This is a genomic window from Halolamina sediminis (assembly GCF_001282785.1).
In the GTDB taxonomy this organism is placed as follows: Archaea; Halobacteriota; Halobacteria; order Halobacteriales; family Haloferacaceae; genus Halolamina; species Halolamina sediminis.
Genome location: NZ_CVUA01000001.1, coordinates 982,163 through 997,354, shown reverse-complemented (window position 1 = coordinate 997,354; position 15,192 = coordinate 982,163). Strand labels below are relative to the sequence as shown.

The window sequence follows — 15,192 nt, the reverse complement described above, 5'->3', positions numbered from 1 at the left end:
CAGCCCTCTGGCCTCCCCAGCCGACTCACTCGCTCACGTCGTTCGCTCGTTCGTCCCTCGCGCTCGACTCGCGCACAGAGGCGCTCGCGCTTCGCGCCGACCGCGACCGCGCTGCGGTAGCGGGGCGGTGGACGCCTCGCGGCCGGCGACTGTCGCCGGCCGCGGGGGGAGGGGTGGGGATTCCGTGCTGTGCCGGGCCTCGTGCCCGGCACCCTGCGGTCGCAAGAGGTCTACGATCGAGCTGCTGTTGCGGTTGCTGTTCCAGTGGCCAACAATCGAGATACTACTACAGTTGCAGTCGCACCGACCCTACAACGACACCATCACGAAACCCAACAGAAACACGAAAACGACCTACTCCCGCTGCTCCTCGACACAGTCCTCGATCGGACCGAGCACGTCGTCCGCGACCGTGTAGGGATCGGTCTCACGATCGACCACGCGTTCGGCCATCGCCTCGACACCGCCCCGTCGGGCGAGTTCGTCGTCGATCAGGTCCGCCACGTCGGCCCGGAGCAGTTGGCGGATCTCGGCGGCGTAGCGCTGCTTGGCCTTCGCTTCCCGCCGGCCGGTCTCGTCGAGCCACGCCGAGTGGTCGTCGAGCGTCTCGAGCAGTTCGTCGACGCCCTCGCCGGATTTCGCGATGGTTTCGAGCACCATCGGCTCCCAGATATCGTCGTCGTCGTCCGCGTCGGCGCCGTCGACGGGCAGGTCGTCCTCGTCGGGATGGTCTGGCTTCTCGAAGCCCCCCGTATCGAGCTTCGCCGTCGGGTCGCGCTCCATGTGGAGCATCTCCTCTAAGTCCGCGACGGTCCGGCTCGCGCCGTCCATGTCAGCCTTGTTGACGACGAAGATGTCGCCGATCTCGAGGATGCCGGCCTTGAGCATCTGGACGTCGTCGCCCGAGCCGGGCTGAACCAACACGACCACGGTGTCGGCGGTGCGGACGATGTCGACCTCGTTCTGCCCGGCCCCGACGGTCTCGACGATGATTCGGTCCTTGCCGAACGCGTCGAGCGCCTTGATCGCGTCCGAGGTGGCCATCGAGAGCCCGCCAAGTGTGCCGCGGGCGGACATCGAGCGGAAGAACACGTCCATGTCGCCGACGTTGCTGGCCATCCGGATGCGGTCGCCGAGTACCGCACCGCCGGTGTACGGCGAGGAGGGGTCGACCGCGATCACGCCGACGGTCTCCCCGCGGTCGCGGTACTGTTTGGCGAGCTTGTCCACCAGCGTCGACTTCCCCGCACCGGGCGAGCCCGTGACGCCGATCACGTCGGCGTGGCCGGTGTGCTCGTGGAGCTGGGAGACGATGTCGCGGTAGCCCGGCGCGCGGTTCTCGACCTTCGATATCACGCGGGCCAGCGCCCGGTGCTTGCCGTCGAGCAGCTCCTCGACCAGCTCGGTCTCTGCGGCCGCGTTCATCGCTCGGGTGCGTGCTCCTCGACGAACTCGACGGTCTCCTCCATCGGCGTGCCGGGGCCGAACACCTCCGCGACGCCCAACTCCAGCAGTTTCTCCTTGTCCTCGTCGGGGATGATCCCGCCGACGAGCACGAGCGTGTCGTCGAACGCGTCGTACTCCTTCAGCCCCTCGATCACTTTGGGAACCAGCGTGTTGTGTGCGCCCGAGAGGATCGAGATCCCGAGCACGTCGACGTCCTCCTGGACCGCCGCCTGGACGATCTCCTCGGGCGCGCGATGGAGCCCGGAGTAGATGACCTCGAAGCCGGCGTCGCGGAACGCCCGCGCGATCACGTGGGCGCCACGGTCGTGACCGTCGAGCCCGACTTTGGCGACGAGACAGCGGATGGTTCGTTGCTCCTGATCTGCGCTCATAGCGGGTAGCTTCGCCCGGCGGCGGTTTCACTCTAACGGGTCGGGGGAGCCGATCGGTCGCTCGGGAAAACTGGCGTCGTCGCTGATCGGACAGCATCCCATACTACCGAAGGATTGAAGACTAATAGTGGTTATTGGCGACATATACCAATGAAAGACCCGTGGTCTGAGCATATCAGCGGAGAAAAAGTGTACGAATGTACAGATTGCCTCGATCACCACACCAGTTCGGACAGGCTGACTCGCTGTCCGGAGTGTGGCGGCCCGGTCGAGAACATCTCGAAAGCCCGCGCGGAGTGAGTACGGAAGAACAGGCGGCGGTTCAGCGCGTCGCTCGTCGGCGGGACGCCGCGAACAGCGACGGGAGCCCCAAGGGGAACGCCAGCACGCCGAACGTCGCGAGCGCGAGCACGTCCGCGCGCCAGCGACGGACCGCGATGGCGGTCGCGACGATGCCGATCCCCGCGACCGCGTACGCCGCGTTGCTCCAGACCGGCTCGTAGGTGGAGCAGTAGAGCCAGCAGACCAGCGTGTAGGAGGGGGCGTTCCAGGTCGACGGATAGAGCTTCGGCCAGAAGAACCGGCAGTACGTCGTCAACCCCAGCATCGTCGCCGTCGGGAGCCCGACGAGCCACCACGTCGGGGCGATCGTGTCGGAAAAACGCCGATAGCCGGCGAGAAACAGCGCCGGGACGCAGAATACCCACAGCCAGATCCCCAGCGTGTAGCTCACGGGCCAGTGCTCGATGCGGGGCTGTCGCACTGGCAGCCGGAGCGAGGCCGGCAGCGTCGCCCACGAGAACGACGGGTCGGGGACGGGATTAGTGAACAGTGCGAGCAGACAGAGGACCGTGCCAGCCACGAGCCCGTACAGGCCGAGAGTCGCGTACTGATCGAGCCACGACGGGAGCGGACGGCGACGGCCCACGGCGGGTCACCCCTCTCCGTTGCGCTCCAGCGCCTCGCGCCGCCGTTCGTACTCCTCCTCGTTCAGATCGCCGCGGGCGTACGCCGAGCGCAGCTCCTCGATCGCGGGGTCGGTTCCATCGTCACCCGCGACCGCACGGAAGAGCAGGTAGGCGCCGCCGACCACGACGAGCAGGAACAGCAGTTGCATCACGAGCCCGACGAGCGGGAACCAGCCCGTCGCGCCGCCGCCGTCCCACATGTGGCCGCCCCACGCCCCGCCCATCATCCCGCCGGCGCCCATCATTCCGAACCCCATGAACAGGGCGGGGAACAGGACGAGGACGCCGAGGCCGGCGAGCAGTAGCAGCCCGAGCCGTTCGCCGTCGGTGTTCGAGGACATACGTGAACGTACGGGATCCTGGTTTACCACGCTTGCTCTTTGGAAACCGTCGTTCGATTCCCGCATTTTTCTTGTAAGTCGGTTATCCCACGCCAGTCAATTTCACTCTCGAAACTGATCAGACTGCGAACGGTCGGCGACACGAGCGACGACGGTTCTGGGCGTACTGTAGCGGCGTGTCACTCACTAAGGGAAACCGCATTAGACCAGGCGGCCGATCGTTCATCCATGCCACCGACCATCGTCGACGGTGTGCTCGAGTCGCTCCGGATCGGCGTCGGCTTCCTCTGGACGGCGGCGTGGGCGATCATCATGGGGCTGACCGTCACCAGCCTCGTCCAGACGTTCGTCTCGAAGGAACGGATGGCCGACGTGTTGGGCGAGGGCGACCTGAACGGGCTGACGAAGGCGACGGTGTTCGGCGCGATCAGCAGCGGCTGTAGCTTCGGCGCCGTCGCGATCGCGAAGGGGCTGTTCAAGAAGGGCGCGGCGGTCGTGAACGTGCTCGCGTTCATGTTCGCGTCGACGAACCTGATCGTCGAGTTGGGCCTGATGATCCTGCTCCTGCTCGGCTGGGAGTTCCTCGTCGCCGAACTGCTCGGTGGGATCGTGCTGATCGCGGTGATGGCGCTACTGGTCCACGTCACGCTACCCGAGACCAAGTTCGACGAGGTCCGCGAGCGCCTGAACGAGCGCGACCGCGCGGCGGGCGTCGACGAGGACCCCACCTGCGGCATGGAGGGCAGTCCGGAGCACACCCTCACCACCGACGGCGGCGAGACGCTCCAGTTCTGCTCCGAGGGGTGTCTGGAGACGTACAGGCAGCGGACCGCCGGCGCCGGGGGGTGGCGCGAGGAGCTCCGCTCGTGGGGGGGCTGGTACAAGGTGGCCAACCAGTTCCGCAAGGAGTGGTCCATGATCTGGACCGACGTGATCGCCGGCTTCCTGATCTCGGGGTTCGTGATCGTGTTCGTCCCGCAGTCGGTCTGGAACGCGCTGTTCCTCCAAGGCGACGGGCTGTTCGCCACCGCCGAGAACGCGGTGATGGGCGTCGCGATCGCCGTGCTCAGCTTCGTCGGGAGCATGGGGAACGTTCCCTTCGCGGTCGCGCTGTGGGGCGGCGGGATCAGCTTCGCGGGCGTGATCGCGTTCGTCTACGCCGACCTGATCACGGTGCCCGTGCTGAACGTCTACCGGAAGTACTACGGCTGGACGGTGATGCTGTACGTCCTCGCGGTGTTCTTCGTCACGATGGCCTTTACGGGGTTCCTGATGGAGCTGCTGTTCGACGCGCTCGGGATCGTCCCGAACCTCGCGAGCGGGACGACCGCAACCGAGAAGTCCTACTTCGAGGTTGACTACACGCTCGGACTGAACCTGATCGCGTTCGGCCTCGTCGGCTTCCTCGCGGTCCTCTACCGCCGCGGTCTCGGGGCGCCCGGCGAGTACCGCGACCCCGTTTGCGGGATGCGCGTCGACGACGACGGCCCGAGCGCGACCTACGACGGCGACAGTTACTACTTCTGCTCGAAGACGTGTCAGCGAGCGTTCGAGGAAGAGCCCGAAGAGTACGCCCACCACGGACCGGAGGTCGGCGCCGGCGGTCACGAGCACGACCACTGACCCCGGCGGCGACCCGTCTGCCCGGACACAACGGTGAAGGTGCCGCCAACCGACCGGGCTCCATGGACCGCCCCGCCCCGCGACTCGGCACCGAGTCCAAGACGTTCGGCCAGCGCGTCGGCGCCTTTCTCCTCGACGCGCTGCTGATCGGCGCCGTGTTCGGGATACTCTCCGGACTCGTCGTCGCGCTCGCGTTCGTGGTGGTCGCCGACCCGACCAGCACGCTCGCGGTCGGAACCGTCGTAGCCGTCCTGCAGTCGTTCACCGTCGTCGCCGGGCTGGCGTACTTCGTCTACACGGAGGGGGCGTACGGGCAGACGCTCGGGAAGCGTGCGGTGGGGCTCGTGGTCGTGGATGAGGACGGTGAGCCGATCGGCCACGCCGACGCGCTCGTCCGGAACGTGCTTCGGATCGTCGACGCGCTGCCGGCGTTTTTCCTGCTCGGGTCGGCGCTGATTGTCCTCACCGAGCGCGGGCAGCGGGTCGGCGATCTGGCGGCGGGGACGGTGGTTGTGGAGGCGAAGTGAGGAAGGCGGCTACCCGATCAGAGCGTCGCGGCGTCGCCCTCGCTCACCGAGCCGGAAACGTCGACGACTTTCCCGAACGCCGCGCCGAACATGTAGAACGCCGCCACCTGCACGTAGAACTGCAGGAACGGCACCACGACCAAGCCGACGATCGTGATCGCGAGCACGAACACGACGACGTTCATCAGGGCCGCGAGCACGAACGGGATCAGCCACGCGACGAGGTAGTCGGCCGAGAGGATCGCCTGCTTGATCGTGCCGAAGTCGAACGCGGCGCCGAACTCCCCTTCCAGCGCCATGTTGGTGAGCGCCGCGGGGATCAGGTAGTAGAGCAGGAACATCGCGACCAGGCTGACGAGGAGGCCGAGAACGCCGATCCCGCCGAGAACCCCCATCGCGGTATCGTTGCCGGTGGCGCTCCCGCTGCCGGCGACGAAGATGCTCGCGAACAGCAGGACGAACGGGACGATCCCGTAGACGATCGACACCGCGGTCGCCTTCAGACCGTCGACGATCATCTCCCCCCAGTCCTCGAACGCGGGGGGCTCCTCCTCCCCGCGGGCGGCACCGCCGAGCACCCAGACCAGATACCCCATGAGCGCGAACGCAGGAATGATCAGGATGCTACCGAACCCCAACAGTCCGCCGATGACGATTCGACCGAGCGCGCTGTCGCCGTTGAACGGGTACGAAAGTCCTTCTTCGAGCATGTACGCGTGGACGCCTCACGACTGTGACTTAACAGTTTCCACGACTGGTCAAAAACCGAAACGCCGACCGGATCAGGCTCCGGCAAAAGCCCAGTTGTCGCGGCAGTTCTCTCGTTTTTTATCTGGGGTCTCGGACAGCTCTACCAAGGTCGAACGAAGATCGGCGCGATCTGGCTCGTCGTTTTCGTAGTCAGCTTCGCGCTCACCATCCTCACCGGGTTCCTGTTCGGGCCCATCTCGTTCGTGCTCTGGGTCGTCTGCATCTACGACGCCTACGTGGAGAAGTTCTAACCCCCAGATAGCTACGGATCTGGGTATCTTTTGTACCGACGAGCCAGTCCATCGGTGATCCACCGGAACGACTCGTGATCGGTGAGTCGCTGCCTCCGACTGGAGCAGGGAGTTGACTACGCGGTTCAGACGTGCTCGTCGAGGAACGCCACCACCGCCGAGTACGCCTCGATGCGGTTCTCCAGCTTCGAGAACCCGTGGCCCTCGTCGGGGAAGAGCAACTTCCGGACCGGGACGCCCTGCTCGCGGGCGTCCTCGACGATCTGTTCGGCCTCGCTGACTGGCACGCGCGGGTCGTTCTCGCCGTGGAGCACGAACAGTGGCGCCGCGATGTTCTCGATGTTGTTGGTCGGCGAGATCTCCTGCAGGAACTCCCGATCGTCGTCGAGGCTACCGTACTCCGCCTCACGCAGCGAGCGCCGCCAGTCGCTGGTGTTCTCGAGGAACGTGACGAAGTTCGCGATCCCGACCACGTCGACGCCGGCGGCCCAGAGATCCGGGTACTCCGTCAGCGCCGAGAGCACCATGAAGCCGCCGTAGGAGCCGCCGTAGGCGACGATTCGGTCGGCGTCGGCGTCGGGGTGGTCCTGCAGCCACTCCACGCCGGCTTTCAGGTCCTTCACCGAGTCCATGCGGTTGCGCACGTCGTCGAGGCTCGCGTACGCCTTCCCGTAGCCCGAGGAGCCCCGGACGTTCGGCTCGAACACCGCGTAGCCGTTGTTGAGGAAGTACTGCTTCACCGCGCGGAACGACGGCCGGCGCTGGCTCTCCGGGCCGCCGTGGATATCGACGATGACCGGCAGTTCGCCCTCGGCGTCCTCCGGTACCGAGAAGAAACCGGGGATCTCCCGGCCGTCGAAACTCGGGACGTGGACGAGCTGCGGTTCGACGAACGTCTCCCGGGGGATTCCCGCGGTGGCGGCGTTCGTCCAGCGCTCGCGCTCGCCGGTGCGTGCGTCGGCGACGTGGACGTTCGTGTTGTCGGTGCTGGCGGTGACGGTGACCGCGTACTTCTCGCCCTCGGGCCCCCAGTCGAGGCCCGCGACGACGCCCTCCGGGAACGAGGCGGCCTCCGCGGGGTCGATCCGGTCCGCGTCGACCAGTTCCCCGACCGAGAGGTCCGTGTAGCCGTCGACGTTCCGGGTGTAGGCCACGCGACGGCTCTCCTCGTGGATCGAGACGCCGTCGACGTTCCACTCGCCCCCGTCCTCGACGACGGACAACTCGCCTTCCGAGAGGTCCAGCCGTTCCAGCCGGAGCGTGTCGGAGTCGTGGTCGGTGACCATGTACAGCGACTCGCCGTCGGGGCCCCACTCGACGCTGCTGAACCGCGCGCGGCCCTCGTGGGGCGTGACGTGGCTGATGCCGCCGTCGCTCACGTCGAGGACGTGGACGTCGTGGTCGAAGCTGGAGTGGGCCTCGTGGACGAGCAGTCGATCGCCATCGGGCGACCAGCCCGAGAGGCTGAGCCAGCCGTCGCCCTCGTGGACCAGTTCGGCGTCATCACCCATGCCGTCACGATCCTGTACGTAGATGTCGAACACCGTGTGGTCGCGGCGGTTCGACGCGAACGCGAACCGCTCGCCGTCGCTGTCCCAGCCGCCCCAGCGGTGTTTCGCGCCGGGGCGCTGGGTTCGGTTAGTGATCTCGCCGGTCGTGGTGTCGAGCGTGTACAGCTGGGCGCGCTCGTTTCCGCCCTGATCCTTCCCGAACGCGAGCTCCTCGCGCTCGGGGGAGTAGTCGACGAAAGTGATGCGGTCGTCGTAGAACGTGCGCTGGACGGGCCACTCGCCGGGGCCGTCGACGGTCCAGACCTGCGCGGTACCCGTGGTGTCCATCAGGAACGCTAACGACTCGCCGTCGGGGCCGAACGAGCCGCCGTAGGCGCTCCGGACGTTGAGGTACCGCTCGATGTCGTACGTTGTCACGGGTCGTGGGTTCGCGGCCGGGGACAAAGGGAGTTCGGGTCCCGGTCGGCCCGTGGGGTTCGTCCGACGGAGCGGCGACGAGCAACCGCCAACGAGTCGTTGAAGGGGCTGCCGGCCCAACGCGTTGGCGTGTTCCCCGCCGTCTCCACCGGGCTGCCGTCGTGGCTCGTCTCCGGCCTGCTGCTCGGCGTCGCCGCCTCCGTCGTCGTCGCGCTCGTGTTCGCGCTGGGCGAGCGGTACATCCCCGACCCCGACCGGAGTGGGCAACGCGTCGGCGGGCCGGGGCGCCAGCGCGCCGAGATCCGCGCCGTGTTCGACGCCGCCGACGAACCGTTCCTCGAGGACTACGAAATCGGAACCACCACGGTCGCGTTCTACCTCCCGGACCGAAACGTCGCGATCACGTTCGACCCGCGGGCGTACCTCCGGCTCGTCGACGGCCCGACACACGTCGTCCTCTGTGAACACGAGGTGCCCGGAGCCACGATCGGCCGCCGACTCCCGTTCGACCTCGGCGTCGACGCAAGCGAGCGGGCGACCGGTGCCGGTCCGCGTGGTGGCAGCCGTGCCCGTGCGGGGGGGCGAGGTGGCCCTCGTGCCGCGGCCACCCGCGGCGATCCCGTCGGCGACGCGTTCGAGTTCCTCGATCTGGAGCGGGACGCCGACGCCGACGAGGTGCAGACGGCCTACCGCGAACAGGTGAAGGAGCTCCACCCGGACCAGGGCGGCAGCGAGGAGGAGTTCAAGCGGTTACAGGAGGCGTACTCGACTGCGAAGGAGTACGCGAGCTGATCGCACGGACGACTTATGGTCGTGGGCGACCTCCGTCGAGGTATGCCCGAGGAAGTTCTCTTCAAGAGCGAGAGCAGCCGAAGCCGGAGCGAGATCGCCGACTACCTGCGACAGATCGCGGACTCCCTCGACGCCGGCGGGGAGCTCAGCCTGCAGGCCGGCCAAGATTCGGTGACGATCGACCCCGCAGAGCGATCGACGTTCGAGGTGAAAGTCGAACGCGAGGGACCGGCCGATCGGCCCGAGAAGAGCGTCGAGTTCGAGATCGAGTGGAGCGAGGGCGACGCCGGCAGCGAGAGCGGCGGCGACCTGCAGATCGAGTAGTCAGTCGCCCTCGACGACGTACTCCGTCTCGCCGTCCCGGAGCGTGTCGGTCACCCGACCCACCTCGTCACGGGTGACCGCGACGACGACTTCCTGCCCGCGAGCCGCGGCCTCGGCAGCCACCTCGCCCGCGCCCGCGGCGACCGCGGGCGGCTGGTCGACGCGACGGAGCGCGACGACCGCCTCGACGCCGCTTGCGAGCACGAGATCCGCCGACTCGCAGGCGTCGGCGAGCGCGTCGGCGTCGACGCCGCGGCTCCCGCCGGCCCGGACCGGTGGCACCTGGTAGACGGTCACCGTCCCGGGCGCCATGTCGATGACGCCCTCGAACCCCGTGACGCCGACGTCGGTACCCGCCTCGGCGTCGGTCGTCGCGACGCCGGTCGCTGCGCCCTCCTCGCCGGGCGTCGCGTGCAGCAGGCCGTCTCGGATCGAGAGCGTGACGGTGTCGCCGGCCTCGACCGTCTCGGCCGCGATGGCGGCGTCCTCCTGTAAGCTCTCCAGCACGTCGTCGGTGACGTGGTCGACGTAGCGCCGCAGCGACTTGGCCTCACGGAACAGCCAGTCGACGCCCTCCTTGGTGACGCGGTAGCGCGAGCGCCCCTCCTTCTCGACGAGTCCGTCGTCGACCAGTTCGCGGATGTACTCGCTGACCGCCTGACTGGTGACGCCGACGGCCTCGGCGATCTCACCCTGACTCACCGCCGGCTGGCGGTCGGCGATCTCCGCGAGGATGCGAAAGCGGCTCGCAGTGCGTTTGTCCGCCAGCGCGTCGCTCATGGCCGGGATGTGGGCTGGGCGCCACATAAACCGCCCGACCTGCCGGGTGCTCAGGCGTCGAACGCGCCGTCGACGGCGTCGGCCGCACGCGCCCCGCTCTCCAGCGCCCCCTGGATCGACGACCACCGCGTGTAGTCGCCGGCGAGGAACACCGGCCCTGCCGGCTCGTCGACGTCCGGGAGCCGCGCGTGTGCGCCGGGCGGCTGGGCGAACTGCGCGAACGGGATCCGGTCGGTGGCGAGCGGTTCGAGTCCGGAGACGTCACGCGCGGGGTACCACGACGAAAGCGCCTCTCGGGTCTGCGCCGCGAGTTCGTCCGCAGGCCGGTCCTGTGCGCCGTCGTCGACGAACGACGCCGCGAGCAGCGCGTCGTCGCTCCCGTCGCCGTACTCGGGGGCCACCGACGAGAGCTGTGCGACGGTGTTGGGCGCCTCCCCCCCGGCGTTGAGCATGATGCGCGTCCCAGCGTCGAGTTCGGGGCCGGGCAGTCGGTACTGCTGGGTGACGACGCCCGAACCCTCCGTCGGAACCGACTCGACGCCCGTGAGTTCGCGCGCGGTCGGCGGATCCGTCGCGACGACAGCCGCGTCGAACTCGTGGCTGCCGGACTCGGTGTCGAGGGCGATGCGGTTCCCGCCCGTATCGAGGTCGTCGACTGCGACGCCGGTCCGGATATCGGCGCCGGCGTCCCGGGCGCGTTCGGCCAACTGCGCCGGGATCGCGGCCATTCCCTCGGCCGGGACGGCGATGCTCCCCAGCGACATCGCGCGGAACGTATACTCGAACACGTTCGCGGAGGTCGACAGCGAGCGGTCGAGCGTGATCCCGCCGTACAGCGGCGCAGCGAAGTTCTCGACGAACGCCTCGGAGAAGCCGCGATCCCGGAGGTACGCCCGGATCGACTGGTCGGGCGTCCCGAATTCGGGCCAATCACCGCCGGTCAGTCGGCGCCGCAGCCGGAGCGTGCGGAGTTTGTCGGCGAACGTGACTTCGCGGGAGAGCGCGGAGGGGAGGAGCGCGCCCGGATCACGGAGCGGGTCCGACAGCGTGGATCGCTTGCCCGGCCGGCAGATGACGCCGCCGGGCGCGAACGACCGGAGCGAGAGCGCGTCGAGGTCGAGTTCGCGCCGGACCGCGGGGTAGGCCTCGAACAGCACCTGGAACCCGCGGTCGCAGGTGAACCCGTCGACGTTCCGGGTACGGACCCGGCCGCCGACGTCCTCGCGCTCCTCGAACAGCGTCACGTCGTGGCCCGACTCGGCGAGCCGGCGGGCGGCGACCAGCCCCGCGAGCCCCGCGCCGGCGACGGCGATATCGCTCATACCGGACCTTCGAGCGGCGGACCCATAGCTCCGCCGCCCGCGGAAGCGGCGAACCCGGCCGGAGCCGATAGGTGATAGCCGCCGCCGCGTGAGTGTGGTAGTATGGCAGACTGGATCGCGGAGACGTTCCGAAGCGACGCCGGCTGGGACCACCTCGAGACGCTGGTCGACATCGGCAACCGCATGGCGGGCCAACCCGGCGAGACCGAGGGGCTTGCGGCCACACGCGACGCGTTCGCGGCAGCAGGCGCCCGCGACGCCCGCGTGGAGACGTTCGACCTCGCGGGCTGGGTGCGGGGCGATAGCTCGATCTCGACCCCCGAGACCGTCGAGGACTGCATCGCGCTCCCGCGCGGGCCGGCCGGTGACGTGACCGCGGAACTGGTCGACCTCGGTGCGGGGCTCCCCGAGGACTTCGGGGAGGCCGACGTGGAGGGGAAGATCGTGCTCGCCACCTCGGACGTGCCGGCGTACTTCGACCGCTACATCCACCGGACCGAGAAGTACCAGTACGCCGTCGAGGGCGGCGCGGCGGCCTTCGTCTACGCCAACCACGTCCCCGGCGAGCTCCCGCCGACGGGCAGCGTCGGCGGCAGCGACGGCGGCCCGTACGGCGACATCCCGGCGGTCGGCGTCTCGGCGGAGACCGGCGCACGGCTCGCCCGACGCTTCGACGGTGACGAGGTGTCGGTGGCCGTCGAGTGTGAGACGCCCGAAAGCGAGTCCGGCAACGCGGTCGCGGAACTCGGCCCCGAGACGGAGGAGTACGTCATCCTCTCCAGCCACGTCGACGCCCACGACATCGCGGAGGGCGCGCGGGACAACGGCGCCGGGACGGCGACGATCGTCGAGGTCGCGAACGCGCTCGCGGCCCGGGAAGACGAACTGGAGACGCGGGTGAAGTGCATCGCCTACGGCGCCGAGGAGGTGGGACTCGTCGGGTCGACGCTAGAGTCGGAGAACGCCGACCTCGACGCGATCAAGTCGATCGTCAACGTCGACTCCAACATGGGGAACCGGACGCTCGAACTCACGACCCACCGGTTCGACGAGCTCGCCGAGGCCGCCGAGCGGGTGAGCGACCGCTTCGACCACCCGATCGCGACGGTGCCGCGGATGGTCCCCCACTCGGACCACTGGCCGTTCGTGCGCTGGGGCGTCCCGGGGTATATGGTGTCGAGCAAGTCCGACTCCACGGGTCGGGGCTGGGGTCATACGGAGGCCGACACGCTCGACAAGCTGGAGAGCCGGACCCTGCGCGAGCAGGCGATCCTGCTGACGGAGCTGGTGGTCGAGGTGGCGGAGGAGTCCGTCGAGATCGAGCACGCCGACGCAGAGACGATGGCGGGCTACCTGAAGGAGGAGGATCAGGCGATCGGGATGAAGAAGACCAACGGCTGGCCGTACGAGTTCGAGTAACGGCCGTTATTTCTCGTTTTTCGGGTTTGGGATCGGTGGGCCTGCGAGTGCGGCGGTGACTTCGACAACGACAGCAACCGCGACAGCAGTTCGATCGTTGGCACCTTGTGACCGCACCGCCCGGCACAGCCCACACACCTCCCCAGCCGACTCCCTCCCTCACTTCGTTCGGTCAGTCGTCCCTCGCGCGCTCGTTCGCGTACGGAGGCGTCGTGCGGGCGACCCACGCGTCGCCCGCACTGCCAGCGAGACCGCCGGTCTCGCCCTGCTCACGTCACGCGCCGACAGCGACAGCGGTGCGGTAGCGGTGGACGCCGCGGGCCGGCATCGGTCGCCGGCCCGCGGGGGAGGGTGGGGACTCCGTGCTGCGCCGGGCTTCATGCCCGGCGCCCTGCAGTCGCAAGTGGTCTAGCGTCGAGATGCTGTTGCGGTCGCTGTCTCAGTGGCTACTGATCGAGAAACAGCCTCTATCACTATCCTCGGTAACGAAGCGCGATACTGTCACGGAGACATCGAACGACGCGAGCCCAGTACCCCACGACACACCTACCCCACGAACCACCACAGACCACCGTCGTTTTACCCGCGCCGCCCGACGACGCGAGCATGACCCAGTCGTCGCCGATGGGTCGGGTCAGCCTCCGCGGCGCGGAGATCGACGCCGACCTCTCCCCACTGACGGTCACCGACGACGACGCCGACGCGATCGTCGCCGTCGGTCCGGAGGCAGTCGAACGCGCCGCGCTCGCCGACGCCGACACGCCGATCCTGGCGGTCGACGCCGACGACGGCCGCCACGGCGTGACACGCGACCGGCTCGCCGACGCCGCCGCGGCGCTCGCCGACGGTGCCTACCGCAGCGTCACCCACACCGTCATTAGCGTGGCGGTGGGCGGCGAGCGCGTAGATCGTGCCGTCTTCGACGCCACGCTGATGACGAGCGAACCCGCCCGGATATCCGAGTACGCCGTCTCGGCGGCGGAAGAGCGACTGTTCGACGTGCGCGCCGACGGCGTCGTCGTCTCGACGCCGCTGGGCTCTGCGGGCTACGGCCGCGCGGCCGGCGGCCCGGTCGTCACCCCCGGCGGCGGGCTCTCGATCGTCCCCGTCTCGCCGTTCTCGACCCGCGCGAACCCGTGGGTCGTCCCCGGCCCGCTCTCGCTGAGCGTCGAGCGCGACGAGGGAGCGGTGTCGCTGTTCGTCGACGGCGAGGAGTGCCGACGGGTCACCCCGAACGAGTCGGTCGAAATCGCTGCCGTCGGCGAGTTCACCTGCGTCCGACCGCTGGCCGAGGGGCCGCCGGAATTGGAAAAGCACTAAACCGTCCTGTGCCGATATGCGGGTATGACCCCACTGCAGTTCGCCGTCCCGATCGGGGCGCTCGAATCGGTCGCTGGGGCGTTCCCCTACGTGATCCTGGCGCTCGTGCTGGCCAACTTCGTCACACGTCACCGCGCGTTCAGTCACTACAAGCGCGCGGCACAGAACGGCGCCGACACGCTGGACCGCCACGTGCCCCACGTCGCCGTCTCGGCGACGCTCGTGCTCGTCAGTCTGCTGTACCTGGTGATCGAACCGCACTCGGGGATGGTGATCTCCGTGCTCGTGATCGGCACGGCGATCGCCGACATGTTCGAGTTCGAAGCCCGGAACGTCGAGGCCCGCAACAACCTCGACATCGAGAAGCCCAAGGGGGCGATCACGGTATCGGTCCTCGCGCTGCTGTACGCCGCGTTCCTCGCCCTGTTCTGGGTGATCGAGGAGCAGTGGGCTGCGATCATCTGACTCTCGCCGCCGTTCCCGAGCGCCGCCGTCTTCTCGCTGTCGTGCGCTTCCGTCTCCGAGCGCCGCCCACGCGACCGTCTCGACGCGGACGCCGTCGATGGGTCCCTAACGGAGCTACCGTCGCGCGATAGCGACAGCGTGCTCTGACGACGAGAGTGACGACGACACCGAACGATTAGTGAACGACACCGAAGGGGAGACCGGACCGGCGTCGCCGCGGCTAGCGGGTCGGGAGCGACCGGGAAAGGAAAGAGGGACTACTCGTCGACGACCAGCGCCTCGCGGGCCTGTCTGCCCGCGGGGATGATGACCCAGAACGTGAACGCGCCGAGCAGCGCGGTCCAGAACATCAGGTCGCCGAGGAAGATCCCGAGCGTGTCGAACACGGTTCCGGGCTCCTCCGGCGGCGCCGCCACTAGCTGGCGGGTGCTCTCGAAACTGGGTGTCCGGTACCAGCTCGCGGAGATCATCCACACGAGGGCGGCCACGCTGAACAGCCCGAACCCTTTCATGAACTCGTCAGCCATTACCTGAAACTGGGCCG

At 68.4% G+C, this 15,192-nt stretch carries 17 protein-coding genes; 8 read left to right on the top strand and 9 right to left on the bottom strand.

The window, feature by feature from the left end:
• Positions 1-354: 354 nt before the first annotated feature.
• A complete protein-coding gene (gene meaB, locus BN1959_RS05105) occupies positions 355-1,425 on the bottom strand; it encodes a methylmalonyl Co-A mutase-associated GTPase MeaB (RefSeq protein WP_053947620.1) in 1,071 nt (356 codons plus the stop codon).
• The gene (locus BN1959_RS05100) at positions 1,422-1,838 is read right to left on the bottom strand and encodes a cobalamin B12-binding domain-containing protein (RefSeq protein WP_053947619.1); all 417 of its coding nucleotides are present in this window, start codon (positions 1,836-1,838) and stop codon (positions 1,422-1,424) included. Before BN1959_RS05100 ends, meaB begins: the two co-directional genes overlap by 4 nt.
• 150 nt (positions 1,839-1,988) lie before the next feature.
• On the opposite strand from BN1959_RS05100, the gene BN1959_RS15415 reads away from it, so the two are divergent.
• Positions 1,989-2,138, top strand: coding sequence for a rubrerythrin-like domain-containing protein (locus tag BN1959_RS15415; protein WP_348533012.1), 150 nt, complete (start codon positions 1,989-1,991; stop codon positions 2,136-2,138).
• Between the two features lie 22 nt (positions 2,139-2,160).
• Here BN1959_RS15415 and BN1959_RS05095 read toward each other — a convergent pair whose 3' ends face one another.
• Positions 2,161-2,766 carry a hypothetical protein gene (locus BN1959_RS05095; protein WP_053947618.1) on the bottom strand — a complete coding sequence of 202 codons (606 nt, stop codon included), beginning with the start codon at positions 2,764-2,766 and terminating at the stop codon, positions 2,161-2,163.
• Positions 2,767-2,772: 6 nt separating this feature from the next.
• Positions 2,773-3,147 carry an SHOCT domain-containing protein gene (locus tag BN1959_RS05090; RefSeq protein ID WP_053947617.1) on the bottom strand — a complete coding sequence of 125 codons (375 nt, stop codon included), beginning with the start codon at positions 3,145-3,147 and terminating at the stop codon, positions 2,773-2,775.
• A gap of 228 nt (positions 3,148-3,375) precedes the next feature.
• On the opposite strand from BN1959_RS05090, the gene BN1959_RS05085 reads away from it, so the two are divergent.
• Positions 3,376-4,770 carry a permease gene (locus BN1959_RS05085; RefSeq protein ID WP_053947616.1) on the top strand — a complete coding sequence of 465 codons (1,395 nt, stop codon included), beginning with the start codon at positions 3,376-3,378 and terminating at the stop codon, positions 4,768-4,770.
• A 62-nt stretch (positions 4,771-4,832) separates the two neighbouring features.
• Positions 4,833-5,297, top strand: coding sequence for an RDD family protein (locus tag BN1959_RS05080; protein ID WP_053947615.1), 465 nt, complete (start codon positions 4,833-4,835; stop codon positions 5,295-5,297).
• A 17-nt stretch (positions 5,298-5,314) separates the two neighbouring features.
• Here the strand turns inward: BN1959_RS05080 and BN1959_RS05075 are convergent, their stop codons facing one another.
• Complete coding sequence (locus BN1959_RS05075) at positions 5,315-6,007, bottom strand: DUF4013 domain-containing protein (RefSeq protein WP_053947614.1); 693 nt, start codon at positions 6,005-6,007, stop codon at positions 5,315-5,317.
• Between the two features lie 416 nt (positions 6,008-6,423).
• A complete protein-coding gene (locus BN1959_RS05070; RefSeq protein ID WP_053947613.1) occupies positions 6,424-8,226 on the bottom strand; it encodes a S9 family peptidase in 1,803 nt (600 codons plus the stop codon).
• Positions 8,227-8,355: 129 nt separating this feature from the next.
• Between BN1959_RS05070 and BN1959_RS05065 the strand changes: the two genes are divergently transcribed.
• Entirely contained in the window at positions 8,356-9,018 is a 663-nt protein-coding gene (locus tag BN1959_RS05065) for a J domain-containing protein (protein ID WP_053947612.1), read from the top strand.
• Between the two features lie 42 nt (positions 9,019-9,060).
• Positions 9,061-9,342 carry an amphi-Trp domain-containing protein gene (locus tag BN1959_RS05060; protein ID WP_053947611.1) on the top strand — a complete coding sequence of 94 codons (282 nt, stop codon included), beginning with the start codon at positions 9,061-9,063 and terminating at the stop codon, positions 9,340-9,342.
• Here the strand turns inward: BN1959_RS05060 and BN1959_RS05055 are convergent, their stop codons facing one another.
• Positions 9,343-10,122, bottom strand: coding sequence for a DUF7839 domain-containing protein (locus BN1959_RS05055; RefSeq protein ID WP_053947610.1), 780 nt, complete (start codon positions 10,120-10,122; stop codon positions 9,343-9,345).
• Positions 10,123-10,172: 50 nt separating this feature from the next.
• Positions 10,173-11,444 carry an NAD(P)/FAD-dependent oxidoreductase gene (locus tag BN1959_RS05050; protein ID WP_053947609.1) on the bottom strand — a complete coding sequence of 424 codons (1,272 nt, stop codon included), beginning with the start codon at positions 11,442-11,444 and terminating at the stop codon, positions 10,173-10,175.
• Between the two features lie 102 nt (positions 11,445-11,546).
• Here BN1959_RS05050 and BN1959_RS05045 point away from each other — a divergent pair, with 102 nt between their 5' ends.
• The 3 genes from BN1959_RS05045 (at position 11,547) to BN1959_RS05035 (ending at position 14,648) form a co-directional block, all read left to right on the top strand.
• Positions 11,547-12,863: a M28 family peptidase gene (locus tag BN1959_RS05045; RefSeq protein ID WP_053947608.1), complete on the top strand. Its 1,317-nt coding sequence runs from the start codon at positions 11,547-11,549 to the stop codon at positions 12,861-12,863.
• 606 nt (positions 12,864-13,469) lie between these two features.
• A complete protein-coding gene (locus tag BN1959_RS05040) occupies positions 13,470-14,183 on the top strand; it encodes an NAD(+)/NADH kinase (protein WP_053947607.1) in 714 nt (237 codons plus the stop codon).
• Positions 14,184-14,207: 24 nt separating this feature from the next.
• Complete coding sequence (locus BN1959_RS05035; protein WP_053947606.1) at positions 14,208-14,648, top strand: DUF7313 family protein; 441 nt, start codon at positions 14,208-14,210, stop codon at positions 14,646-14,648.
• Between the two features lie 257 nt (positions 14,649-14,905).
• Here BN1959_RS05035 and BN1959_RS05030 read toward each other — a convergent pair whose 3' ends face one another.
• A complete protein-coding gene (locus tag BN1959_RS05030) occupies positions 14,906-15,175 on the bottom strand; it encodes a DUF7314 family protein (RefSeq protein ID WP_053947605.1) in 270 nt (89 codons plus the stop codon).
• Positions 15,176-15,192 lie beyond the last annotated feature (17 nt).